The organism is Desulfonatronum parangueonense, from assembly GCF_054656975.1.
In genome coordinates this window covers 3,731,862-3,754,667 of record NZ_BAAHXH010000003.1, presented here as the reverse complement: position 1 = coordinate 3,754,667, position 22,806 = coordinate 3,731,862, and the positions used below count along the sequence as shown (strand labels likewise).

Sequence of the window (22,806 nt, the reverse complement as noted above, 5' to 3'; positions counted from 1 at the left end):
AGGCGTTTTTTTTTGGCCTCCGGTTTTCGCCGATTTCGCCTTCCCCTGCATGACATTTCAAATTTTTCGCCCATGGATTTTGACTGACTCTTGAGGCCAAGCAAAATCCGCATCAATTTCAACCGCTGATTGCGATATAATGAGAGGACCATCCATGAACAATCCGCTGCACAACGTTGATCTCTACTGCCTGACCAGCGAGGAGCACTCCCTGGGACGGTCCAACGTGGCCGTGGTTCAGGCCATGCTGGACGCCGGCGTGAAGCTGGTCCAGTACCGGGAGAAATACAAACATGCCGGGGAGAAGCTCCGGGAATGCGAGGTCATTCGGGAGATGACCCGCAAGGCCGGTGCGCTGTTTCTGATCAATGACGACGTGGCCGTGGCCCAGGCCGTGGACGCGGACGGCGTGCATGTCGGACAGGACGACCTGCCCGTTCCCGTGGTCCGTCGCCTGCTCGGGCCAGGCAAGATCATCGGCCTGTCCACCCACTGCCCGGAACAGGCCCGGGCCGCGGTGGAAGCCGGGGCGGACTACATCGGCGTGGGCCCGATATTCGCCACCAAAACCAAAAAGGACGTTTGCGCGCCTGTGGGATTGGAGTACCTGGAATGGGTCGTGGGTAACCTCACGATTCCTTTTGTGGCTATCGGAGGAATCAAGGAGCACAACATCGCGGAAGTGGTCCGGCGCGGAGCAGCCTGCGTGGCCATGATCACGGAAATCGTCGGCCACAACGACATCGCCGCGCAGGTTCGGATTCTACGCAACCGCATGCACTCAGCCTCAAAGGAGATCGGATCATGAGCTGGACCACTCAGATGGACGCGGCCCGCAAGGGCATCATCACCCCGCAGATGCGCATCGTGGCGGACAAGGAGAACATGGCGTTGGAAACCTTGGTCCAGCGCATGGCTCAGGGCACGGTAATCATTCCGGCCAACCGCAACCACGCCCATCTCGATCCTGAGGGCGTCGGGCTGGGACTGCGCACCAAGATCAACGTCAACCTGGGCATTTCCAAGGACGCCTGCGATATGGACCTGGAGATGGAAAAGGTCCGTCATGCTCTGCGCCTGGGAGCCGAGGCAATCATGGATTTGAGCTGCTTCGGCAAGACCCGGGAGTTTCGCCAGACATTGATCGCCGAGTCCCGGGCCATGATCGGCACGGTGCCCATTTACGACGCCGTGGGGTTTTACGACAAGAACCTGTCCGACATCAGCGCGGATGAGTTCTTTGACGTGGTCCAGGCCCATGTGGACGACGGCGTGGATTTTCTGACCATCCATTGCGGATTGAACAGGCTGACCGCCGAGCGGATTGAAAAAACGCAGCGCCTGACCTCCCTCGTCTCCCGGGGCGGCTCTCTGCTCTACGCCTGGATGAAGGAGAACGACGCTGAAAATCCGTTTTACGAACACTACGACCGGCTGCTGGAGATCTGCGCCCAGCACGACGTCACCTTGAGCCTGGGCGACGGCTGCCGGCCCGGATCGTTGCACGATGCCACGGATGCGGTCCAGGTCCAGGAGATGATCGTTTTGGGCGAGCTGACCAAGCGGGCCTGGGAGCGCAACGTGCAGGTGATGATCGAAGGTCCGGGCCACATGGCTCTGAACGAGATCGCCGCGAACATGGTCCTGGAAAAACGGCTCTGCCACGGCGCGCCCTTCTACGTACTCGGCCCCCTGGTCACGGACGTGGCCCCTGGCTACGACCACATCACCAGCGCCATCGGCGGGGCCGTGGCCGGCGCCGCCGGCGCGGACTTCCTGTGCTACGTCACCCCGGCCGAGCACCTGCGCCTGCCCACGCTGGACGACATGAAGGAAGGGATCATGGCCGCCCGCATCGCGGCCCACGCCGCGGACATCGCCAAAGGCATTCCCGGCGCGCGGGACTGGGACGACAAGATGTCCAAGGCCCGAGCCGACCTGGACTGGGAGGCCATGTTCAGCCTCGCCCTGGATCCGGAGAAAGCCCGCGCCTACCGGGAGTCCTCCCGACCGGCCCACGAAGATTCCTGCACCATGTGCGGCAAGATGTGCGCAGTGCGAACCATGAAACGGCTCAAAGAAGGCAAGGACATACGACTGGATGATTGAGAGGACAAAAATATAACTCAGTATTCCGAACTGACAATCATTTTACGACATGTTCTTCGGAAAGGAGCCTCACATACCATATTCCATGAGCACAAATATTTTCTTTGAACATGCGGCCGAACAGGCTTCACGGCGAGGGCTTTCCCGAGCGGAACTGCATGAACTGACTGAAGCGGGCTACAGGCGGACAGGTCTGGATGGGAGATTCCTCAAGGCGGCTCATGCGTTGAAAGAGGCCTCGTTTCCGGGACAAATCCATGTCTGCGCCACTGCCAGCGCCAAGACCGGACGTTGTGGTGAAGATTGCGCATTCTGCGCCCAGTCCGTCCATTATCCTACAAATCTGTCCCCGCTTCCTCTGCTTCCCGAGGATGAACTGGTCCGGCGAGGGGAGACGGCCTTTGCATCGGGCATCCCCCGCTTCGGCCTGGTCACCAGCGGCGGTCGCCTGTCTCCCAAAAAAGTAACTTACATTGTTTCCGGGCCTCCAGGCAGTGCGAAGCCTTCGAATCATTTGCTGTCATCTTGCAGAAACTCAATAAGACTGCTCTCCACAGCATTATCGTCCTGAATAAGTGGTTCGATAAGGGTGACCAGCACATTGCGCTTGACCCCGATGGAAATCGCCGTGTCCACGTCGGGTACGAGGATATCTATTGATTTGGAGAAACGGGCATTCATCAGGTCGCTGACTATACGCACTCCGAAACCCTCAATGTAGACCCGTTTGCCCAACCATCCGCGGAGATCGTGAGAGACGGCCACTGTCCAGCCAGGTCTGGGCGTCTGCATGATTGCGGTGTTTTCCACGTCATCGTTGGTCTCCTCGGGGCGAGCCGTATACGCGGACAACCTCAGCCGGTGAGTGTTGGCCGCCTTGTATCCAGCCAGCACCGTCTTGAGTTCCTCTATCTCTTCCAGGGCCTGCTGCAACTGGGCGGGATGACTTTTCCCTTCCCGATACCCGTCCAGGATCATCCGCAGGATCACGATTTCATCCCGTGCCTTGAGCAGCTCCAGGTTGTTCGACTCCGTGCAAACCATGGTTGTGTCGCTGTCGAACTGGGTGCCGTCACTGATGACGACCTTGAGAACAAGGTAGAGGTTCATCAGAGTTAATAAAAGTATTATTGGCACCGTGAAACGCATGATTTCTTTCCATTATAAGATCATGGGTAACGACTCAGTGAGGGGCATCGGAAACGATGTCGTATCTGGATCGGTATCGGGATGCGGGGGGGAGCATCCCAATGTTTCCGAGACCAATACGGATTTCGACCCCGACCCGACCCAGATTCCGATGCCGATTACCCGAGGAAGAGCGCAGAACAGAACGTGTATTGAGTTGTTGCGATCAGGAACTATTCAACGGGCGGTTGAGGCGGTGACGGATGAGGTTATGTTTGTCGGGAGCCGGAAAAGACTCTGCTGGCCGGATCTGTTGCTGGCCAAAAATTTATAGATAATGGCCCGGATGAAACCTGCAAGTGGTAGGTCCAGGCCATTGCGGACGCAGCTATGGAAATGTCATGGATTTTGACGATCTGAACGAGGAACGTCGTCTCTGCTTGGAGCAAGGCCTTGGGCCCAGGCTATGATTTCGTTTTCCAGAGCCGGTGTCCAGGATGTCAAAAAATCCCGGTAGAGATCGTCCCACATCTGGAAGAAGCGTTCAATCAGGAAGAACTTTTCCAGAAACAGACCGTCGACGTCTTCCTTGTCCTGGATGTCCACCTTGGGCGTTTTGACCGTGGTTTCAAAGCCCGCAGTCACCCCGGCGTTCCAGGATTCCTGGGTGGATTCATCGTTCAGGATCAGGGTGGCCGCTGATATGCGTTTGGCATCGGCCATGGCGATGAGCAGCTCACCCATGGGATCGCCCTGCCAGCCGGAAACGCTGCATTTTTCCATACTCTCGCCAACGAGCTTTTCCAAGGCCACCTTGCCGCCGCTGTCCAGATGCACGCCGTTGATGGATTCGCCCGCCACCGCTGTTTTCAACAAATGGGCCAGGAAGAGCGCCGGGACGGTATTCGGCAAGGGCACGTCATACGCGTCGATTCCGGCCTCAAAGACTTCCTCGGCCCTCTTTTGCCCTGCCAGTCGTCGCGCCAGCCAGGCCGGGGTCAGACGCTCCAGTTCCGTCCCGAAGGTTTTTTCGAACAGCTCGCTGACCGTCTCCAGGGCGAACTTGTTGTTGGAAAACACGTACAGCAGACCGTCCTGAGGCGCGTGCACCAGATCCACCACCCTGGGCTCGGGCGGGGTCTTGGTCAGCAGGTGCAGCTTGGTCTGGTCCTTGATTTCCTGACGCCGATCCTTGGATAAGGCCTTGCCTTCCCTCTCCGATTCCTCGGCGATCCGTTTCTTGACCAGCCGGCTCAAGACCGCGGGTTTGATCTTGCGGGTGTCGATGCGCAAGGACCAGCCATGCAGCGCCCCACGCTCAACGGGCGAACGCTCAAAGGCAGTGTCGTCCATGTCATCGATGGATGTCCAGCCAAAGGAAAGCTCCTCGGCCGTATCTTCGATATCCTGAAATGAAAAGGCCGTAAGCTGTTCCTTGAGGTCGGAAAGCTCCAGCTTGCCCACTATGAACCGGGCCACCTGCGTCGATGTGCTCCAGAAACCCATTTATGCTCCTTGTTGTTTGATCGTAACCACCCAGCGTATCCGAAAACGGGCTGGATTCCGGCCTTCGCCGGCATGACTAAACTTGGCAAGGACGTGGTACGATACGTCATTCCGGCGAAAGCCGGAATCCAGAGCTGGCGAGTGAGCACAGAGTATGTGCTGAATGGTTACGTTGGATCTTGAAATTTCGTTATCGTGTCGGTTCAATCTGCCCATGATCCCGCAAGCTCAAGCCGGTTCTTACTCGCATGGGGGAGGATTGAACAGAAAAGAGGCGCAACTTGTCCATTTCATCTTGCGTCGGCGTTGCCGGGATAAATGCCGGAATAACGGGTCCGCGTTTATCCCATGATGACCTGGTGAAGCAAGTTGGCACTCAGGACAAGAAGAACCAAGCCGAACAGGATGCGGATCGAACGGCTTTGGAGTTTTTGGATCATGATCCTGGAGCCGATCTGGCCTCCGGCAATGGCGAGCAGGGATGCAGTGAGGATGAACGTCCAGTCGGGAGAGGCCAGACTTGAATGAGCCAGGAAACCAGCGAAGGACGAAAAACAGACGATGAAGGCCGAGGATGCAGCGGCAATTTTCGTGTCGATCTTGAGTACGTAAATCAGCAGGGGCACCACGAAAATTCCGCCGCCGATCCCCAGCAACCCAGCCAGAAACCCGATCAGGATGCCGATCAACACCCCCAGGAAAACTTTCCGCAAAACGCTCATTTCGTTTCGTTGCGGCGTAACCTTGCCGACAAAAAGCATGCGCAAGGCCGCCAGGAAAAGAATCACCGCCATGGCCGCGAAAATAAAATGAGCGGATAGATGATGGGTCAAAAGTGCGCCCAACGGAGCAGCCAGCACGGAGCCGCCGATCAGGGGCACGGAAACGGGAATGTCCACGAGGCCGTTGCGCATGTAAACGAAGGTGGCGGAAAGGGCGGCCAGGCCATTGAGGAGCAACGAGGCGCTCACGGCCTCGGTCTGGGGCATGCCCAGAAGCAGGAAGGATGGAGCAAAGATCAAACCGCCGCCCAGTCCGATCATCGTCAGCACCAAGGCCGCGAAAAAGACAATGGCATATGGGAATATCATCAGATCATTCCAATGGCTGATGTGTTGGAGGTGTATTTCTTTGAAGAAAGATGGTATATCTAGAGGTTGCTGTTCGAAGTCCGAGTTTCGGTGCCGGCAAAGCTGATCACCTTGACTTCCGGGGCTGCATAATTCAAATATTTGCGGTGTTTTTTAAGACTGCTCTTTTCACACGATACCTTAATATGAAAGGCATGCCATGACCGAATACAAAAAAACATTGAATCTGCCGCAGACAACTTTTCCGATGCGTGCCAACCTGAATCAGAACGAGCCGAAGATGCTGGCTTTCTGGGAAGAAATCAATGCATATCAATCCATGATCGAGGCCAATGCCGGAGCACAGGAATATGTTTTGCACGACGGACCTCCCTATGCCAACGGTCATATTCACCTGGGAACGGCTTTGAATAAAGTCCTCAAGGACATTATCGTCAAATCCCGCAACATGCAGGGCTTGCGCGCGGAATATGTTCCCGGCTGGGACTGTCACGGCCTGCCCATCGAATTGAAGGTGGAGCAGGAATTCAAGTTGAAGCAGAAGTCCGTCTCCACCCTGGAAATCCGGCGGCGCTGTCGAGAATACGCCTGGAAATACCTTGACATTCAACGTGAGGAATTCAAGCGTCTGGGAGTGTTTGGAGCATGGGGCGATCCCTACATGACCATGAAGCCGGCTTACGAGGCAGCCACGGCCCGGGAACTGGGCCGTTTCATGGCCAAGGGCGCGGTGGTGCGCAACAAGAAGCCGGTGCATTGGTGCTGCTCCTGTGAAACCGCACTGGCCGAAGCCGAGGTGGAATATGCCGAACACAGCTCACCGTCCATCTATGTCGCCTTCCCGCTGAACGACCCCAAACTGGGTGAAGTTTTTTCAGATACGGACTGCGCCAACGCCTCCATTGTGATCTGGACCACCACGCCCTGGACCATCCCGGACAACATGGCCGTGGCCGTGCATCCGGACTTTTCCTACGTCCTTGTTCGCGTTGCGGATCAGTGCTTCATCGTGGCCGAGGACCTGGTTGCCAAACTGCGGGAAACCTTCGCCTGGCAGGAAGCCGAAGTGGTGGGCAAGGCCCCGGGACAGCAGCTGGAAGGCCTGCAGGCGAGCCACCCCTTTTATGATCGGCCCTCCCCAATAGTTCTGGCCAGTTATGTTACTCTGGAAGCCGGCACAGGCTGCGTGCACACGGCCCCCGGCCATGGACGCGACGACTATGAAACCGGCCTGCGCTACGACCTGGAAACCCTGTCCCCGCTGGACGACCGCGGCTGCTTCTACGCTCAGACCGAGATCGTGGGCGGCTTGAACGTCTTTGACGCCAACCCCAAAGTCATCGAGATTCTCACCCAATCCGGCCGCCTGCTGGCCCAGGAGCGCATCGCCCACTCCTATCCCCATTGCTGGCGTTGCAACAAGCCCGTCATTTTCCGGGCCACCATGCAGTGGTTCATCTCCATGCAGGTCGATGATTTGCGCCAAAAGGCCCTGCATGAGATCGACGAGAACGTGCGCTGGATTCCTTCCTGGGGTCGGGAGCGCATCCACAACATGATCGCCAACCGCCCGGACTGGTGCATCTCCCGCCAGCGCAACTGGGGCGTGCCCATCGTTGCTCTGATCTGCAAGGACTGCGGGCATACTTATACCGATTCGGATTGGGTCTTCTCTGTGGTGGACCGGTTTGCCGATCACGAACGCGGAGCCGACTACTGGTTCGAGGCGCCCCTGGAGGATGTCGCGCCTCAAGGTTTGGCCTGTCCGGACTGTGGTGCGGCAAACTGGGAGAAAGAGGACGATATCCTGGATGTCTGGTTTGATTCCGGCACAAGTTTCGCCGCGGTTCTGGAACAGCGCCCGGAGTGCCGCTTTCCTGCGGACCTGTATCTTGAGGGCTCGGACCAGCACCGGGGCTGGTTCCACAGCTCCCTGCTGGCCTCGGTGGGCACCCGGGACATTGCCCCGTACAAAGCGGTCCTGACGCATGGCTACGTGGTGGATGCCAATGGCCGCAAGATGTCCAAATCCGTGGGCAACGTTATCGCGCCCCAGGAAATCATCAAGCAGTTCGGCGCGGAAATTTTGCGGTTGTGGGTGGCTTCGGAAGATTACCAGGACGATGTGCGTATTTCCACGGAAACCCTGAACCGGCTCGTGGACGCCTATCGCCGGATTCGGAACACCTGCCGCTTTCTGTTGGGCAACCTGTTTGACTTTCGTCCCGCGGAACATACCGTGGCCTTGGAACAGATGCCGCCCCTGGACCGCTTTGCCCTGGACCTTTTCGCCAGGCGGCACGCCAGGATTGTCGAGGCCTACAACCAGTACGAATTCCACAAGGTCTTCCACACCCTGCACAATATGTGCGTCACGGATCTGAGCGCGTTTTACCTGGATATCGTCAAGGACCGGCTCTATGTCTCCGGCACGGACAGCCTGGACCGGCGTTCCGCCCAGACCGTGCTCTGGCGCCTGCTGGAGGGGTTGCTGGCGGACATGGCTCCAGTTTTGAGTTTCACCGCTGAAGAAATCTATCAGCACCTGCCGGAAGAATACCGTGCGGGCTCGTCCAGCGTGTTCGGCTTGCGTTTTCAGGCTGATGCAGCAGGGAAAATGCCCGCCGAGGAGCGTCAGGCCTGGGAGACGGTGGTCCAGGTTCGCTCGGAAGTGACCAAGGCCATTGAACCGGTTCGCAAATCAGGCGTTGTCGGGCATTCCCTGGCCACAGAAGTGACCCTCTACGCCCATGAGGATCTGCTGGAGGTGCTGCGGTCCATGTCTTCGATGCTGCGGGAAGTGTTCATCGTTTCCAAGGTGACGGTAAAACCGGAGAGTGATGCTCCCGAGGACGCCTTCACCAGTCAGGAGGTCAGCGGATTGCGCATCGGCGTGGCCCCAGCGCCCGGAGAGAAGTGTCCCCGTTGCTGGGTGTTCAGCGAGGAACTTGCGCCGGGGATTGAAAATGGCGAGGATGCGGCGAAGCCCTTTATCGGTCCCAGCGAGGTCTGTCCCCGCTGTCAGGCAGCCTTGGAGGACCGATAAGATGCAGCCTCGGTACCGAATCGTTTTATCTCTAGGCCTGGTCGTGCTGGTGCTGGACCAGATCACCAAGCTCTGGGTGGCCTCCGCATTGCCCCTTTGGTCTTCCAAGACCGTCATCCCAGGTTTCTTCAATCTGGTACATGTGTTGAACAAGGGGGCGGCCTTCGGTTTTCTGCACGACCTGGATGCCGCGTGGCGCCCGTATTTTTTCATGGCCGTCACCGCCCTGGCTGTTGTCCTGATTCTGCATCTGCTGCGCACGGTACCCCGGGAAGACAACGTCCTGTTTACTGCCCTGGGATTGATTCTGGGCGGCGCAATGGGCAATCTGGTGGACAGAATCCGGTTAGGGGAAGTGATTGACTTCCTGGATTTCTATATCGGCCAGTATCACTGGCCGGCGTTCAATGTCGCGGACGTGGCCATCAGTATCGGGTCCATCCTGCTTCTGGTGTCGGTATACCGCACGCGGCGATACGGCCTGACCGAGGATAAGGACAGCTAATCGTAACCATGTTCCATGCTGCTTGCGCACGCATGGGGCGCTCTTCAATCACTTCATGAACAAAGGAAGACCATGTTCGACCTGCCGCCGTCGCAACTGATATTGATTCTGGCCTTGCTTGCCTTGCCGATTTTACCAAATTTGTGGGCCATCTGGCACTCTTTTCATGCCGATTTCGCCACGCATCAGGAAAAGATGGTCTGGATCGCGGTCAGTGTATTCGTACCTGTACTGGGCGGTCTGGCATATTTGTTCTGGGGACGTAAAAGAGCTCGGAGGAAGCAATGAAACTATCTTTGATCATACTCATATTTCTCAGCCTGCTCGTATCTGCCTGCACGGTTTCCAGAACCGAAGTCGACACCCTGTCGGCTCGTGTTTGGGATCAGGATCAGCAGCAGCGTCGGCTGCAGGGGCAGTTGACAGCGCTGGATCAGGAGTTAACGAGCCTGCTGGCGGAAATGGAGGGCGTGAGCACTCCTTTGCGCGCCACCCAGGCCAACTTATGGGCTGAAATCGAAAGTTTGCGGATACAGACAGCCACCATGCAGGGTCAGATAGAGGAACTCCAGCTCATGCTCCAGAATGATCGCCGGGGACAAGGCGAGGGGCAGGTCGCCGATCTTGGGCGCCAGGTTGCCTTTCTGGACCGATCCGTGACCATGATCGCCAGCCAGCTGGCTCTGGATCTGGGACCGCGACCGACCGATGCCCCAGGCGCGGAGCCGGGCACAGCGGGCCGACCTGATCAGCGCGCCATGCTGGAGCCTGATCTGTCCGCGCCGGGACGGCCTCAACCGCCCATAACCGACGACACGGCTCAGGCTTTATACGACCGGGCCCTGGATGCTTTCCACAGCCGCGATTATGCGCAGGCCCAAAGAATGTGGGATGAATTCGCCCGCACCTTCACTGATCACCCCCTGGTTTCCAATGCCCTGTTCTGGCAAGGCGAAAGCTTTTTTCAGATGGAGGACTATGGGCAGGCCGTGCTTGCCTACCAGGACGTAATCAGCAAGCATCCACAAAGCAACAAGTATGCTGCCTCGATGCTCAAGCAGGGCGTCTCCTTTTTCCGGCTGGGCAAAGATCGGGCCGGCACCCTCGTTCTGGAAGACCTGATCAACCGCTTCCCGGATCAGCCCGAAGCCGCCAGAGCGAAAAATTTACTGGCTGAGCAGAGGAATTAATAAGGGCGAGGGGCAAGGGGCGATAGGCGATAGTCCAGAACCAACGTTCATCCCATAGCCCATAACCCATAACCCCTTGCCCTTTGCCCCAACTCAAGGACCCATCAATGTCAGAAACCAAGGAAACCATCTGCCTGTCCTTTCCCCCCGACGTCTCCAACCAGCCTGTGGTTTGCAATTTGGCCCGGGTATACGGGTTGACGTTCAACATACTCAAGGCGCGCATTTCTCCAAAGCAGGAAGGCCAGATGACCATCGAGATCATCGGCGAAAAGGAACAGTGTCGCCAGGGCCTCCGTTACCTGCGTGATCATGGTGTCAGCATCACGCCGGTTGCGCACAAGATCCGTCGGGTGGAAAAATCCTGCGTTCATTGCGGGCTGTGTACAGCCCTTTGTCCCACCAAATCGTTGCGCATGGATGTTGCTACTCGTGAAGTCCTGTTTTTGCGTGAAAAATGTTCTGTTTGCGGCTTGTGCACGAGTCTGTGTCCGGTGAAGGCCATGGTGCTGGAAACGGAAAACGGAATCTGGGAGGCGCTTACGGAGGAGGCATGAGCGAGCAAAAGAGGAACTACTCCAGGGTTGACACATTTTTTCAAGGCAGATTGCGCATTCTTCCGCCTGGAGATGCGCTACCCCTATATCGAGGCTGTCACGGCTGCGAACAGACGCAAAGCATGGCTACCCGTCCCAAGGCAGGAAATCTGCCGGAAGCACTGTTGGACTTCCTGGAAACCATCAATTCCAAACTGGACATGCTGCTGAGTCTTGCCAACCAGGAACTTATCCAGAATACCTTTCCGGTACCCATGAATATCATCGAAATCAGCGGAGCCGGCCTGATTTTCCTTGCCGATCGGGAATTCATTTTGGACGAGCGACTGGAGATGGTCCTGTTCCTGAGTCAGTTCCCGTTACAGATTGCCGGAGCCATGGGCCGCATTCATCGCCGGGACGAACGCAATGGGTCGGCGGCCTGGGCCGTTGATTTCACGTCCATTCGTGAGGCGGACCGCGAAGCCATCGTTCGCTTTGTCTTTCAACAACAGCGTGAACGGATCAGGGAGAGCAAACAATGGTCCTGAGCGATTCCGCTTTGGATTTCGCTGCCGAACGCTCTCAGAGTGCTGCCGGAAGCATGCTCAGCGGCATAGTGCACAACCTGAACAACCCCCTGCACGTCCTGACCATGCAGACCGAACTTTTTTTGAACGCTCTAGCCAAAAATGACCTGGAAGCCAGTCGTTCCACCCTGCGCGACAAGTGTACCCGGCTGCAACACATCGGGGAGGACTTGAAGTCACAGCTTGATGTGCTTTCCTGGCGCGATGTCTACACAAGCCGAGATAACCAGTTGATCGACCCCGTACACTACGGAAACTGGTTTCTCGAATTCTGGCGGTGTCATCTTTTTTTCAAGCATAATTTCACGTCGACCATTGTCCTGAACCCGGCACCGCCGCACATTCGGGCAGTGCCTCTGGCCATTACATGGTGTCTGGAGGAACCGTTGATTGCCCTCCTCGATCTCTGTCAAAAGACGCATGCTCAGATCACGTATCGATTGCGCTTGCAAATCCGCCCCATGCCAGAAGGAGTCGAGTTTCAGTACCATATCGCTCCTGAATCCAAGGCGGTGCAAGAGTCAACTTTGCCCATCCGGCATGAATCCGATGTGCTGGCTTTGACGTCAAGCCTGGGTTGGGACTGGAAGGCAGCTTTGGAGGGCGATTCGTTATCCGTGCAACTTATTGTTCCGGCACGTCCCGGAGAGAGAGGAACATCATGAATGTACTGGCGGAACTTTCCATTTTTCCCATGGACAAAGGCGACAGCCTGGCGCCGTACGTGGCTAGGGCCGTGGCCATCATTGAGCAAAGCGGCTTGGAGTATCGATTGGGCCCAATGTCCACAGTCATTGAAGGTGAATGGCATCAGGTTCTGGATGTAGTCAGCCGTTGTCAAAGCGATCTGGCCAAGGACTGTGACCGGATTCTGGTCTATCTCCGTCTGGATTGCCGCCGCGACCGTGTTGATGCCATGCAGGCAAAAGTGCGATCGGTTCAGGCGCATCTGACGTCGACTTGATGTCCCCACACCCAGCTGGTCCTTCAACCTGGTGAGATTTGAAGTCCCAGAAACCGGAACGGCATTGGTGTCGTCACGGTTGTCGATACCGTGGCCCAAAAAAAGGCTCTCTGTTAAGAGAGCCTTTTTTTTGATCCTGTTCCGCTGGAAGATCCTGCCGGAATTCCTTGTCACTCTTCCTGTCGATGGCAATTGCCTGAGTATCGTCGCAACCGAACCCTTCCCTCATCTCTGCATACAGCTGCGTTCAAAACGAGATGATAACGGAGAAATGTCGAAAAACATTATTTCCCGGGCTTGGTTCCGCGTTTCTTCCAAAGCTCCATCTCCTGCATTTTCTTTCGCCGCGCCTTGGAAAGACCTTTGGCGATCAAGGAAGTTCCCTTCTTGTAGCCGTATTTTTCTCGATACTCATCCGGAGTCATTTCGTGAGAGGCAAGGTGCTTTTTTGTCAGCACTTTGAAGTTCTTGCCACATTCTAGGCAAGTTATGGATTTTTCCTTGATCACTTTCCTGGGATCACTCTGCAGCTCGGGACTGGATTCATCCATGCTGGCAATGCCTGATCCGATATCCGAAGCAATCTTTAAGCTGGACGACATCTTCATGACCATGGAAGTCATTTCTTCTTCCGTCATCGGTCGGATTCCAGCCTGTGCTTTCACGATTTCCAGCGATTGTTTCACGAATTCGTCCATGGTTTACTCCTGTGTTGAATGTTGATTCATGTTAAAAGGGAAGTATTTGTCCACAACGCGAGGCATTTTAAACATGAGTCTTTCGCGCTGCATCTCCGTTCACTGATTGAAAAGAAATTTCGCTTGCCGGCGACTCACTGCCTTCGGCAGAACTTACGAGCCGAAAGTCCAACTCAAGGTTCCTGAGAAAGGTGCCGCAGTCCGACTTGATTCGAAGCGTATATCGGGATTGAGTCAGCGGCCTTGCACATCCATTCCTTGTTATCTGCTGCCCTATATGGGGTGTCCACATTTGATCGGCCAAAACCGTTATCCATATTGACGTCCTACTTAGCAACTTCCATGCCCATCTGCTTCAAGTCTTTGTTCGATGCGCCAATGTGTTGTATTTCTACTATGTTGTTAAGGTGTGGCAGGTACATGAAAAGGGTCAATCATGCACCAGACACATGCGTTGCATGCAACAAAAGTGTTGCAAGTGTGGTGTTTGAACACAACAAAAATAAACTGTTCAAGGTACGTGGATAATCGCGTAATACGTTCAGCGGGAGCTGTTCGGACAAAAAAAGCGGTGAATTGAAACCCAGCGGGTTGCAAGCAGAAACCTGATCACTAAAAATTTCATTTCCGTCGTAAACTGCAACTTCCAGAGGGTTGCTGAAAACATGGGATGCAAGGAAACGGATGATGCGGTTGCCGGACACCAGGCGCGCGGTGATTTCAAATCCGGGTTCGATGTACAAGGCTATGGATTGTCAGGCTTTCAAAAACCTTCCTGGACAGGTGTTGAACACTTTTTTCTCTCGTTGGCGTAAAACTCTCAATCCTGCTCTTGAACATTTACCCTGCGGGTAAAGCTTTTGCTCCTGATCAGCCAAGCAATGGACGGCTATTGGCAACGCCATCTCGGTCCTCATCCCAATGAGGCGCGGCGAACACCTGTCGCACGTTTCATGTGTTTGTCGGAGAGGATTGCAAGAGATGCTCATATTTGCCGGACAACCGGTATTTATTCGTATCGGCCTTGTTTTTGAACATCATAGATGTTGTCAGGTTTAAGCTTTACTCCTCATCAACCCTACCCAAGAACAAGTCACAATCCCTTCCATACCGCCAGGCTCAGCAACCCCATGAGCCAACTAGGCGAATCTCTCTCACAGTCTGCAATTCGGCCCTGTGCAAGCAGGATAGAGACCTCATGATTCGCCTCATGGTCAGGGTGCGTGATGGTTTGCCAAAGAGAGAGTCGCTGAGGAGAGAGGGATGGTAGGCAACAACCAAGATTTATAGCGATGCAATTTGTAGCTGAGGCCGGCCGGCGTGTTTACGCCTCGCAAAAATTCCTCGACGCCTTCGTTCCACCAGATGCCTCTTCCGATCTGTTCAAAAACAAACTGGCTACCTGGAGAAACGGGTGTGGGATGAACGATTTTCGAATCAACCAGCCATCAGAGAGCGGAAAAACCAACAACCAGATCCTTCCGTGAATGATCTGAAGGCGTAATTATTTCTTGTCGAGTTTTTTTACACTCAGGCTTGTCAGGATTCTTTACACTTATTTTTCAATGATATCCCGAAGTATTATGAAATATTCAGGCAGATCGCCAGGGAAAGGGATGAATAGGTAGATATGAAACGGCGATGGAAATGTAGTCATTAAAATTGAATGTCGGGGGCGGGCTTCTCACAGGATCTTGAAATATTGAACAGTTTTGTTCTGTCGGATGGTTGCGGACCAAGAGCTTCGACTCGTTCATCCTCCAGGATATATTGTGTCGATAAATTTTACAGTTCATTTTTTGTGTTCATCCAGAGGCATTATTGTTCCATAATTTCAAGTAATTATTTTATGGCATGCCCTTTGCTCTCACTGGCAATAGGACAAAAGGCGGCAGTCATAACTTCAAAATTTTTCAAAAGGAGTGAAAGTCATGAAACGGATTCTTACGATTTTTATGGCAGCGGTATTGTTAAGTGGAATGTTCTTGGTCGGAAATGCCAAGGCCCTTACCTTCACACTGGGTGGAAAGCAGTTTCTCATGAATGGCTACTCACACACGGATGTGGATACAGGTGCGCTTTGGGGAATTTTAGCTGTTCAAACGATCCAGGAGTGGGATCCAGATACTAATGAAGCTTCAAACGAAATCTGGATCAGAGGTGAGGAAACCCAGCACCTAAATGTTCGCTTCGGTGGCCTGACACTTTACCAAGAACCGGTAGCTAACGTCGGATACCTCACAGGCGGATGGGCACAGATGTGGCTGAACGATCCGAGTGTGTATCAGACAGCCAATTCACAGGGCCCATTCCAGTTCGGAAACGCTCTTACCGCAGGAGACCTCATTCTGGATCTCGAATTCGCTCCTGGCTCAATCGAAACAAGACAGAGCGTTTTAGGTGTACCTACAGGTGCTGTACCTGCTGATGAAAATGTCACGATGCAGATCAATCTTTTTGATGGTAGCACAACCAACCAAACCATATCATATTTGAACGTAATTGGCGGAGAGTTCGAGAAGTTATTTGACTCCAACCTCTTCTTCGGCCTTTATGATGTCTTCCTGGAAAGCTTTAATTCGCCTTCCACTGGTACCTGGAACTTCAATACCCAGAGTGCTTCCGCCCAGGCGTACGTGATTCCTGAACCCGGAACGATCCTCTTGCTGGGCATCGGCCTCCTGGGGTTGGCCGGCGTTGCAAGAATCAGGCGGCGTGAAGGCTAGTTTTTGATGGCGCCAATTGCCAAGCGAAAGCCGCCTTGCTATGCAAGGCGGCTTTCTTGCTTTGGAGCACAGAGTACAACCAAAGTTCACATTAAAAATTGGATTGGCCCGAGTCTGGTCTTTGCGCTCTCGAATGTTTGATTGAGTCAGGATTCGTTCACGTATCATTTCCGGACACTTAATGCACAAACGTTGATTGTGAGAGCAATGGATTCAATGTTTACCAAGCCGGCGAGAAGTTTGCGAGGCCGCTAAATCAAGGCAACTGGGTTTTAGCTGCGTAGTTACAGTACATCTACATCTCAAATAACTTCGAGACGCATGAGTAGGTGATTTTTTCATGAACCATTGGAGAAGGTCATGAAGATAACGTTTTCGGATATCCTGCTGAGCACCTGTTGCAGCGCTGCATGTGTGGGCTTGGGGGTGGGCGCCGCCTGGCTGACACATGGTCCGGTGATGTTGCCTCATGGATTTCAGGCTGTTTTCCTGATCGTAATTTTTTGTATTGTCTTCGTCTTGTCAACCATTGGCATCTTGTATTTTCTCCGTGTATTCTGGCCTCTTGAAGAAGGCGTCTTCGTCCTGGGAACCGATAGTCGATCGCTGGTCTGGAAGTTGCTTGGTTTTCTTTATGTGGTTCATCTCTGGCCATTGATCAATGCCAGTCTCGTCCCCGTGAACATGCGCGGCATGGCCTATTCCATGATCGGTGCCAAAGTCGGAAAATCCGTCATGGTCGGAGGTAAAATTCTGGAGCCGACATTGGTGGAAGTCGGCAACTATTCCATGCTTGGAGAGGATTGCATCCTCACAGCGCACACTGTTGTCGGCAATGAGGTGACTTTGGGGCGAATCATTGTCGGCGACGAGGTCACAATTGGCGGGACCTCCGTCATATTGCCGGATGTCCGGATCGGAGACGGAGCCATTGTGGCACCTGGCGCGGTTGTCACGAAGGGGAGCAGGGTCGGGCCAGGAGAAATATGGGGCGGTGTTCCAGCCAAAAAGATCGGACAGCGAGATATGCAGCCTGAGAGATCAACTCAGACGTAACAAACAGATTGGACAACATGTGGGGTACCACGAAGAGCAGGAAGGACACGAAGGATGGAACATCTATGAAACATCTACGGATAGCTTGAATTGGGGTAGCTATTCAGCTCGTGCTCTGTGCTCGCTCGCCAGCGCTGGATTCCGGCTTTCTCCGGAATGACGTATTTTACCATGTTCTTTACCAGTTCAGTCATGCCGGCGAAGGCCGGTATCCAGTCCGATTTTTCTCGGATGAGTTGAACAGTTACGAACTGGGGAATGCCCAGTGCGGCTTCAAGAGTTTTGTTGCTTGCTTTGCCGTCCTTTGTGCATTTTGCGTACTCTGAATTGTATGACTCAACGTCAAATCAAATCAAGTCTGCTTTAATTAGCTGAATTACCACATCCACACATGAACATTCTGATCTTGATCATCGGCATCCTGGCCTTGGCGGCCTCAACCATGCCCATTGTTCTGGCCCACCGGTTCAGGCGAGACATTTCCGAGGATCTCGGCAAGCCACTTGGTCACCACGGCCCCAGGGCTTCCGTGATTGTCCCATGCAAGGGACTCGATCCTGATTTCAAGGCCAACATCTCTGCGCTGTTCAAGCAGGATTATCAGAGTTTTCAGCTCATATTCGTCACGGCTCAGGACGATGATCCGGCCTATCCGGTGCTTCGACAACTGATTCACGAACACCCAGAAGTGTCCGCGCGGTTGGAAGTCGCCGGGGTGGCCCAGGGCCGCAGTCAAAAGGTGAACAACCAATTGCGGGGCCTGGAGGTTGTGGCTCCTGATTCCGAAATTTTGGTTTTTCTGGATTCGGATGCCCGGCCTGATCCGGATTTCCTGCAACGTCTCGTCCAGCCCCTGAATGAGACCGGCGTGGGACTTTCCACGGGATTTCGCTGGTATCTTCCGGTCAAGGGCGGGCTCTGGTCCTATCTGCGTTCGGCCTGGAACGGAGGCGGCGTGGTCTTTCTCACTGATCCCCGGGCAAATTACGCCTGGGGAGGGGCCATGGCGATTCGCAAAGCCGTCTTTGATGAATGCGGCATTGCCGGGATCTGGCGCACGGCCCTTTCCGACGATATGACCATCACCCTGGCCGTACGGGAAAATGGCTTGAAGATCCGGTTCGTGCCCCAGTGCCTGGTGGCCATCCATGAAGACTGCAGCTTTTCCGAAATGCTGGAATGGACCAATCGCCAGACCCTGATTACCCGGATCTATCACCCGGCGCTGTGGCGGACCATTGCCCTGGCGCACGGGTTGGGCAACGCCATTCTTTGCCTCGGTGCGATTCTGGTGGTCGCCTTTTTGTTGGGAATTGTGCGTGATCCGTTGATCGTGGCTGGCGCACTGCTGATGCTGGCCATGGCGCCCATGGAAATGATCGGCGGGTATCTCCTGCTTCCGGCCGTGGAGCAAATGCTGCCCAGATTCAGGGAACGAATCCGTGGCGCGGCCTGGAAATACCTGCTGCTGGCGCCTCCGGCATCCATGCTGGCCCTGGTGAACACAATCCATTCCCTGTTCACCAATCGCATCACCTGGCGCGGGGTGACCTATGAGATGCGCTCACCCACGGAAACCGTCATTATCCATAAGATCTCATCAAAGGATTTGTCGTGAAGCCGGATATTGATCAAGCTTTCCAGGGATGGCAGGCATTGCTCGGTCCGGAACGGGCCCGCCGGGATCAGGACGTCATCAGTTTGTACTCCCGCTGCACCTTGCCGGCAGGCACCACGCCCCTGGGTGTTGTTTATCCCCATACCACGCGGGAGGTGCAGGAAATCGTTGCCATTGCCCGCCGGACCGGGATCAGTCTTTATCCCATCAGCCGCGGGAAAAACTGGGGCTACGGGGATGCCTGCGCCGTGACCAGCGGGCAGGTGATCATGGATCTCGCCGGGATGAACCGCATTCTGGAGGTCAACCGTGAGCTGGCCTATGCCGTGATCGAACCGGGCGTGACCCAGAAACAGCTCTACGATTATCTGCAAAGCAGGAACTTGCCGCTCTGGTTCGACTGCACCGGTTCCGGCCCCGAGGCTAGCATAGTCGGCAATACTCTGGAGCGAGGCTTTGGCCACACACCGTATGGGGATCATTTCTATCACTCCTGCGGCATGGAGGTGGTTCTGGGGGACGGGCGGGTGCTCAGGACAGGCTACGGCCATTATCGGGAAGCCAAGGCCACCCATGTCTTCAAATGGGCGATCGGCCCGTATCTGGATGGTTTGTTCACCCAGTCCAACCTGGGCATTGTCACCCAAATGGGAATCTGGCTGATGCCCAGGCCGGAATGCTTCAATATGTTCTTTTTGTCCATGCCCAAGGACGACGATCTGCCCCGGATGGTTGAGGCCCTGCGGCCCCTGAAGCTGCGCGGACAGGTCAAAAGTCTCGTGCATATCGGAAACGACCTGCGGATCATCTCATCCTTCCAACGCTATCCCTGGAATCAAGCCGAAGGGAAAACGCCGCTTCCCGAGGAACTACGTCGATCCATGCGAGAGAAGGGCGGCTTCGGAGCCTGGAATGTCAGCGGCGCCACCTACGGCAGCAAAAGCGAAGTGCGGGTGACTCGCCAGGAGATCCGCAAGGCTTTGCGCCCATTGGGCCGAGTGCGGTTTATCGGGACGACGTCCCTTTCGTTGGCCCGCAATCTGCTCGGAATGCTGCAACGGCGGGGATGGTTGAAGGAGTGGCAGGTGAAGCTCGGCGCCCTGATCAAGGTTGGAGGTCTGCTCCAGGGACAGCCCACGGATGCGTTTTTGTACGGAACATTGTGGCGCATCAGCGGTCGGGAGGAGCCGACTTCCCTTGATCCACTGGAAAACAACGCCGGTCTGTTGTGGATTTCACCGATCATGCCCATGACCGGGACTGCCGCCGCGGACCTGGTGCGCAAATTGTCGCCGATTTTTCTGGAATACGGCTTCGAGCCCCTGATCACCGTGTCCCTGATTACGGAACGCGCCATGGTGGCCGTATCCACCATCGCCTACAACCGCGACGATCCGGAAGAAACCACCCGGGCGCTGGCCTGTTACGAAACCCTGTTCGATACAGTGATGCGCGCCGGCTACATTCCCTACCGGACATCCATCGCCTCCATGCCCCATCTGGCCCGGGAATCAGATGTCTTCTGGGAGGTTGTGCACGACCTGAAGAAAGCTCTGGACCCGGACATGACCATCGCCAGGGGGCGCTACGATCCATTCGGCGTCTGATTTGGCTTGGTTCGGCGTCTGGTTCGGCGTTTGGTCGTTACATCCCAAAGTCCTGCTCCATCGTGAGGCAAGCCTGAAATGCGGACCCTCGACCTGATTTTTTTCCAGACATCTCCATCAGCCGCTGTCAGCGAGGCGTTGCCATGAAGCGGATCAGTGGATTCGTCGTGGGACACCCCGTGGCCTCCCTTGTGATCAGTGTCCTGGTGGGGCTGTTTTTCTTTCTCCAAATACCTTCGCTGACCACCATCGACAACGTGGATTATTTTGTGGTCGATGATGACCCTGATTTTGCCTACTACCAGGAAATTCGTTCAATTTTCGGGGAGGATGAGTTCTTTGTCATCGCCTTTCGGCAGCCGGACGTCTTTACCGTGCAGAATCTGCACCGGTTGCGTGATCTGACCCGGAAGCTGGAAAGCCATTCCGGCACAAGAAACGTCAAGAGCCTGGCCAATGTGGACTATGTCGACGGAGCCCAGGAATTTTTTGATGTGCGGCCGTTTCTGGAGACCATTCCAGATACCAGGGAAGGATTGGAGCGACTCAGGGAACAGGCAATGTCCACGCCGCTGTATCTGGACAACCTGATTTCCAGGGATGGTCAAACCCTCGCGATCATCGTCTATCCTCATGAATATCCGGAAGACCATGAATTCCGGAAACGGTTCCTGGATGACGTCGCCACCATGTTGGCAGAACATGAAGTCGAAGGCGTACGGTTTCACCTTGCCGGAAACACGGTCAGTAATGTCTTTCTGAGCCGTTATGTCCAGCAGGATCTGGCCACGTTCATTCCCCTGACCATCACCCTCGTGGCATTGGTCATCCTGGCGGTTTTCAGAAATCTTCGGCTGACAATTCTGGCCATGGTCAACATCATGTTCTGTCTTGGAGCCACAATGGGCTTCATGGCCCTCACCGGCACGGCAATGCACAATGTGACGTCGGTGGTGCCCTCATTGGTCATGGCCCTTGCCCTGGCCGACACGGTCCATATTTTTTCTTATCTCGACAGGAATATTTTGGAGGCTGAACCGGACAAGCACGCGGCCCTGAAACGGGTTCTGGACAAGGTGATCCTGCCCTGCTTTTTGACATCGCTGACCACAGCAGTGGGGTTTTTCTCGCTGTCTGTGAGCTCCCTGCTTCCGATCCGCGAGTTCGCCTATGTGGCCTCCATGGGGATGCTCCTGGAATTCTTTTTTTCCTTTTTTCTGCTTCCTCCGCTGATTCTGTTTTGCAACCCATCGAAGCTTTACAGAGACAGACGTACTGATCACGGGCTTTCCGGAATCTTGCATGCGACAAGCCGATTTGTGCGAAAACAGCATGTCCGAATCTGTTTCGTAATTCTGTTTGTAGCCATTGGCTCCGGATGGTTTGCCGGCAAAATCCAGATGGAGACGAATCTGCTGGAATATTTCAAGAAAGAAAGTCCGTTGCGCCAGGATCTGGATTTCGTGCAGCAACACCTGAGCGGTGTGGCAACCATGGACATTTCGCTTCGCGCCGCCTCGGATTTCGCGTTCAGCGAGCCGGAAAACCTGCTGCTTCTGGACGCCATCCAGTCGTTCATGCACGATTTGCCCGGCGTGGATACCTCGCTTTCGTTTGCCGACTACATCAAGGACATGAACAAGTCCTTTCACGATGAAGACCCGCTCTATTACGTCGTGCCAGAGAACAGGGAGCTGATCGCCCAGTACCTGCTGTTGTATGACTCACGAGACATCGACGACTACATCAACAGAAGCTTTGATCATGCCCGGATCGTGCTGCGCCTGTCCGAAACCAGCTCGGCCAGGCAGGCGGAGTTGATTGAGGCGACGCAAATATTTTTGGCAGGACTGGAAACCGAAGGCATCACCATTCGGATCACCGGAAACGTGGTGCAGCAGGTCAACGTGATCCAGGCCTTGCTGGACAGCCTGATGGCCAGTCTGGCCTTGGCGGTGGGCGTTATCGCCCTGATCATGTTCCTGGTGCTGCGTTCCATAAAGATGGGTTTGCTCAGTTTCGTGCCTAACATTTTTCCCCTGCTGGTCAATTTCGGCATCATGGGTCTGTTGGGCATTCCACTGGATACATCCACGGCATTGATTGCAGTGGTTGCCCTGGGAATTGCCGTGGACGACACGATTCATTTTCTGATGGAGTACGACACGCAACGTAAGGCAGGTTTGCCCATTGCGGCGTCTTTGGAACAGGCCGTGGTGAACAAGGGGCTGGCCATTGTCACGACATCCGTCATCCTGAGCATCGGATTCGGCGTACTGGTCTTCAGCAATTTTGTGCCGACAATCTACTTCGGTCTGCTCAGCGCAATGGTGATGATCACGGCCCTGATCGGAGACCTGATTCTTCTACCGGCGATTATCCTGCTGAAAAAAGATCGCCCAGCGACGTAACTACTCAGCACGCGAACTATTGAGT

At 54.9% G+C, this 22,806-nt stretch carries 21 protein-coding genes; 16 read left to right on the top strand and 5 right to left on the bottom strand.

Going from position 1 to position 22,806, the window contains the following annotated elements; translation table 11 throughout:
- Positions 1-154 precede the first annotated feature (154 nt).
- The 3 genes from thiE to ACYQ15_RS16795 all read left to right on the top strand — a co-directional run bounded on the left by thiE (position 155) and on the right by ACYQ15_RS16795 (position 2,680).
- Positions 155-808 (top strand): thiamine phosphate synthase, encoded by a 654-nt coding sequence (gene thiE / locus ACYQ15_RS16805; RefSeq protein WP_459938656.1) that lies wholly within the window; start codon positions 155-157, stop codon positions 806-808.
- Positions 805-2,109 carry a phosphomethylpyrimidine synthase ThiC gene (gene thiC, locus ACYQ15_RS16800; protein WP_459938655.1) on the top strand — a complete coding sequence of 435 codons (1,305 nt, stop codon included), beginning with the start codon at positions 805-807 and terminating at the stop codon, positions 2,107-2,109. The genes thiE and thiC overlap by 4 nt, the downstream gene beginning before the upstream one ends.
- A gap of 85 nt (positions 2,110-2,194) precedes the next feature.
- Positions 2,195-2,680 carry a biotin synthase BioB gene (locus tag ACYQ15_RS16795; protein WP_459938654.1) on the top strand — a complete coding sequence of 162 codons (486 nt, stop codon included), beginning with the start codon at positions 2,195-2,197 and terminating at the stop codon, positions 2,678-2,680.
- On the opposite strand, the gene ACYQ15_RS16790 is transcribed toward ACYQ15_RS16795, so the two are convergent.
- From ACYQ15_RS16790 to ACYQ15_RS16780, 3 genes are all read right to left on the bottom strand, one after another.
- Positions 2,620-3,258 (bottom strand): 3D domain-containing protein, encoded by a 639-nt coding sequence (locus tag ACYQ15_RS16790; RefSeq protein WP_459938653.1) that lies wholly within the window; start codon positions 3,256-3,258, stop codon positions 2,620-2,622. The genes ACYQ15_RS16795 and ACYQ15_RS16790 overlap by 61 nt on opposite strands.
- A gap of 378 nt (positions 3,259-3,636) precedes the next feature.
- Positions 3,637-4,743 (bottom strand): recombination-associated protein RdgC, encoded by a 1,107-nt coding sequence (gene rdgC, locus ACYQ15_RS16785; RefSeq protein WP_459938652.1) that lies wholly within the window; start codon positions 4,741-4,743, stop codon positions 3,637-3,639.
- A 341-nt stretch (positions 4,744-5,084) separates the two neighbouring features.
- The gene (locus ACYQ15_RS16780) at positions 5,085-5,834 is read right to left on the bottom strand and encodes a sulfite exporter TauE/SafE family protein (RefSeq protein WP_459938651.1); all 750 of its coding nucleotides are present in this window, start codon (positions 5,832-5,834) and stop codon (positions 5,085-5,087) included.
- Between the two features lie 199 nt (positions 5,835-6,033).
- On the opposite strand from ACYQ15_RS16780, the gene ileS reads away from it, so the two are divergent.
- The 8 genes from ileS (at position 6,034) to ACYQ15_RS16740 (ending at position 12,665) form a co-directional block, all read left to right on the top strand.
- Positions 6,034-8,880, top strand: a complete 2,847-nt coding sequence (ileS, locus tag ACYQ15_RS16775; protein ID WP_459938650.1) for an isoleucine--tRNA ligase — start codon at positions 6,034-6,036, stop codon at positions 8,878-8,880.
- A gap of 1 nt (position 8,881) precedes the next feature.
- Positions 8,882-9,385 (top strand): signal peptidase II, encoded by a 504-nt coding sequence (gene lspA, locus ACYQ15_RS16770; RefSeq protein WP_459938649.1) that lies wholly within the window; start codon positions 8,882-8,884, stop codon positions 9,383-9,385.
- 72 nt (positions 9,386-9,457) lie between these two features.
- A complete protein-coding gene (locus tag ACYQ15_RS16765; protein WP_459938648.1) occupies positions 9,458-9,673 on the top strand; it encodes a PLD nuclease N-terminal domain-containing protein in 216 nt (71 codons plus the stop codon).
- Positions 9,670-10,575 (top strand): tol-pal system protein YbgF, encoded by a 906-nt coding sequence (ybgF, locus tag ACYQ15_RS16760; RefSeq protein ID WP_459938647.1) that lies wholly within the window; start codon positions 9,670-9,672, stop codon positions 10,573-10,575. The genes ACYQ15_RS16765 and ybgF overlap by 4 nt, the downstream gene beginning before the upstream one ends.
- Before the next feature lie 107 nt (positions 10,576-10,682).
- Positions 10,683-11,132, top strand: a complete 450-nt coding sequence (locus ACYQ15_RS16755) for an NIL domain-containing protein (protein WP_459938646.1) — start codon at positions 10,683-10,685, stop codon at positions 11,130-11,132.
- Positions 11,129-11,662, top strand: coding sequence for a PilZ domain-containing protein (locus tag ACYQ15_RS16750; RefSeq protein ID WP_459938645.1), 534 nt, complete (start codon positions 11,129-11,131; stop codon positions 11,660-11,662). The genes ACYQ15_RS16755 and ACYQ15_RS16750 overlap by 4 nt, the downstream gene beginning before the upstream one ends.
- A complete protein-coding gene (locus tag ACYQ15_RS16745) occupies positions 11,653-12,366 on the top strand; it encodes an ATP-binding protein (RefSeq protein ID WP_459938644.1) in 714 nt (237 codons plus the stop codon). The genes ACYQ15_RS16750 and ACYQ15_RS16745 overlap by 10 nt, the downstream gene beginning before the upstream one ends.
- Complete coding sequence (locus ACYQ15_RS16740; RefSeq protein ID WP_459938643.1) at positions 12,363-12,665, top strand: MTH1187 family thiamine-binding protein; 303 nt, start codon at positions 12,363-12,365, stop codon at positions 12,663-12,665. Before ACYQ15_RS16745 ends, ACYQ15_RS16740 begins: the two co-directional genes overlap by 4 nt.
- A 284-nt stretch (positions 12,666-12,949) precedes the next feature.
- Here the strand turns inward: ACYQ15_RS16740 and ACYQ15_RS16735 are convergent, their stop codons facing one another.
- The gene (locus ACYQ15_RS16735) at positions 12,950-13,363 is read right to left on the bottom strand and encodes a Ros/MucR family transcriptional regulator (protein ID WP_459938642.1); all 414 of its coding nucleotides are present in this window, start codon (positions 13,361-13,363) and stop codon (positions 12,950-12,952) included.
- A 434-nt stretch (positions 13,364-13,797) separates the two neighbouring features.
- Positions 13,798-14,106: a hypothetical protein gene (locus ACYQ15_RS16730; protein WP_459938641.1), complete on the bottom strand. Its 309-nt coding sequence runs from the start codon at positions 14,104-14,106 to the stop codon at positions 13,798-13,800.
- Between the two features lie 1,188 nt (positions 14,107-15,294).
- Between ACYQ15_RS16730 and ACYQ15_RS16725 the strand changes: the two genes are divergently transcribed.
- From ACYQ15_RS16725 to ACYQ15_RS16705, 5 genes are all read left to right on the top strand, one after another.
- On the top strand, positions 15,295-16,089 hold the full coding sequence (locus ACYQ15_RS16725; protein WP_459938640.1) for a PEP-CTERM sorting domain-containing protein: 795 nt from the start codon (positions 15,295-15,297) through the stop codon (positions 16,087-16,089).
- Between the two features lie 360 nt (positions 16,090-16,449).
- Positions 16,450-17,145 carry an acyltransferase gene (locus ACYQ15_RS16720; protein ID WP_459938639.1) on the top strand — a complete coding sequence of 232 codons (696 nt, stop codon included), beginning with the start codon at positions 16,450-16,452 and terminating at the stop codon, positions 17,143-17,145.
- A 391-nt stretch (positions 17,146-17,536) separates the two neighbouring features.
- Positions 17,537-18,763: a glycosyltransferase gene (locus tag ACYQ15_RS16715; protein WP_459938638.1), complete on the top strand. Its 1,227-nt coding sequence runs from the start codon at positions 17,537-17,539 to the stop codon at positions 18,761-18,763.
- On the top strand, positions 18,760-20,370 hold the full coding sequence (locus tag ACYQ15_RS16710) for an FAD-binding oxidoreductase (RefSeq protein WP_459938637.1): 1,611 nt from the start codon (positions 18,760-18,762) through the stop codon (positions 20,368-20,370). The genes ACYQ15_RS16715 and ACYQ15_RS16710 overlap by 4 nt, the downstream gene beginning before the upstream one ends.
- 143 nt (positions 20,371-20,513) lie before the next feature.
- Positions 20,514-22,781, top strand: a complete 2,268-nt coding sequence (locus tag ACYQ15_RS16705; protein WP_459938636.1) for an efflux RND transporter permease subunit — start codon at positions 20,514-20,516, stop codon at positions 22,779-22,781.
- Positions 22,782-22,806: the final 25 nt, after the last annotated feature.

Coding starts and splice junctions, on each gene's coding strand:
- thiE (WP_459938656.1), top strand. CDS start 155: ATGAACAATCCGCTGCACAACGTTGATCTCTACTGCCTGACCAGCGAG.
- thiC (WP_459938655.1), top strand. CDS start 805: ATGAGCTGGACCACTCAGATGGACGCGGCCCGCAAGGGCATCATCACC.
- ACYQ15_RS16795 (WP_459938654.1), top strand. CDS start 2,195: ATGAGCACAAATATTTTCTTTGAACATGCGGCCGAACAGGCTTCACGG.
- ACYQ15_RS16790 (WP_459938653.1), bottom strand. CDS start 3,258: ATGCGTTTCACGGTGCCAATAATACTTTTATTAACTCTGATGAACCTC.
- rdgC (WP_459938652.1), bottom strand. CDS start 4,743: ATGGGTTTCTGGAGCACATCGACGCAGGTGGCCCGGTTCATAGTGGGC.
- ACYQ15_RS16780 (WP_459938651.1), bottom strand. CDS start 5,834: ATGATATTCCCATATGCCATTGTCTTTTTCGCGGCCTTGGTGCTGACG.
- ileS (WP_459938650.1), top strand. CDS start 6,034: ATGACCGAATACAAAAAAACATTGAATCTGCCGCAGACAACTTTTCCG.
- lspA (WP_459938649.1), top strand. CDS start 8,882: ATGCAGCCTCGGTACCGAATCGTTTTATCTCTAGGCCTGGTCGTGCTG.
- ACYQ15_RS16765 (WP_459938648.1), top strand. CDS start 9,458: ATGTTCGACCTGCCGCCGTCGCAACTGATATTGATTCTGGCCTTGCTT.
- ybgF (WP_459938647.1), top strand. CDS start 9,670: ATGAAACTATCTTTGATCATACTCATATTTCTCAGCCTGCTCGTATCT.
- ACYQ15_RS16755 (WP_459938646.1), top strand. CDS start 10,683: ATGTCAGAAACCAAGGAAACCATCTGCCTGTCCTTTCCCCCCGACGTC.
- ACYQ15_RS16750 (WP_459938645.1), top strand. CDS start 11,129: ATGAGCGAGCAAAAGAGGAACTACTCCAGGGTTGACACATTTTTTCAA.
- ACYQ15_RS16745 (WP_459938644.1), top strand. CDS start 11,653: ATGGTCCTGAGCGATTCCGCTTTGGATTTCGCTGCCGAACGCTCTCAG.
- ACYQ15_RS16740 (WP_459938643.1), top strand. CDS start 12,363: ATGAATGTACTGGCGGAACTTTCCATTTTTCCCATGGACAAAGGCGAC.
- ACYQ15_RS16735 (WP_459938642.1), bottom strand. CDS start 13,363: ATGGACGAATTCGTGAAACAATCGCTGGAAATCGTGAAAGCACAGGCT.
- ACYQ15_RS16725 (WP_459938640.1), top strand. CDS start 15,295: ATGAAACGGATTCTTACGATTTTTATGGCAGCGGTATTGTTAAGTGGA.
- ACYQ15_RS16720 (WP_459938639.1), top strand. CDS start 16,450: ATGAAGATAACGTTTTCGGATATCCTGCTGAGCACCTGTTGCAGCGCT.
- ACYQ15_RS16715 (WP_459938638.1), top strand. CDS start 17,537: ATGAACATTCTGATCTTGATCATCGGCATCCTGGCCTTGGCGGCCTCA.
- ACYQ15_RS16705 (WP_459938636.1), top strand. CDS start 20,514: ATGAAGCGGATCAGTGGATTCGTCGTGGGACACCCCGTGGCCTCCCTT.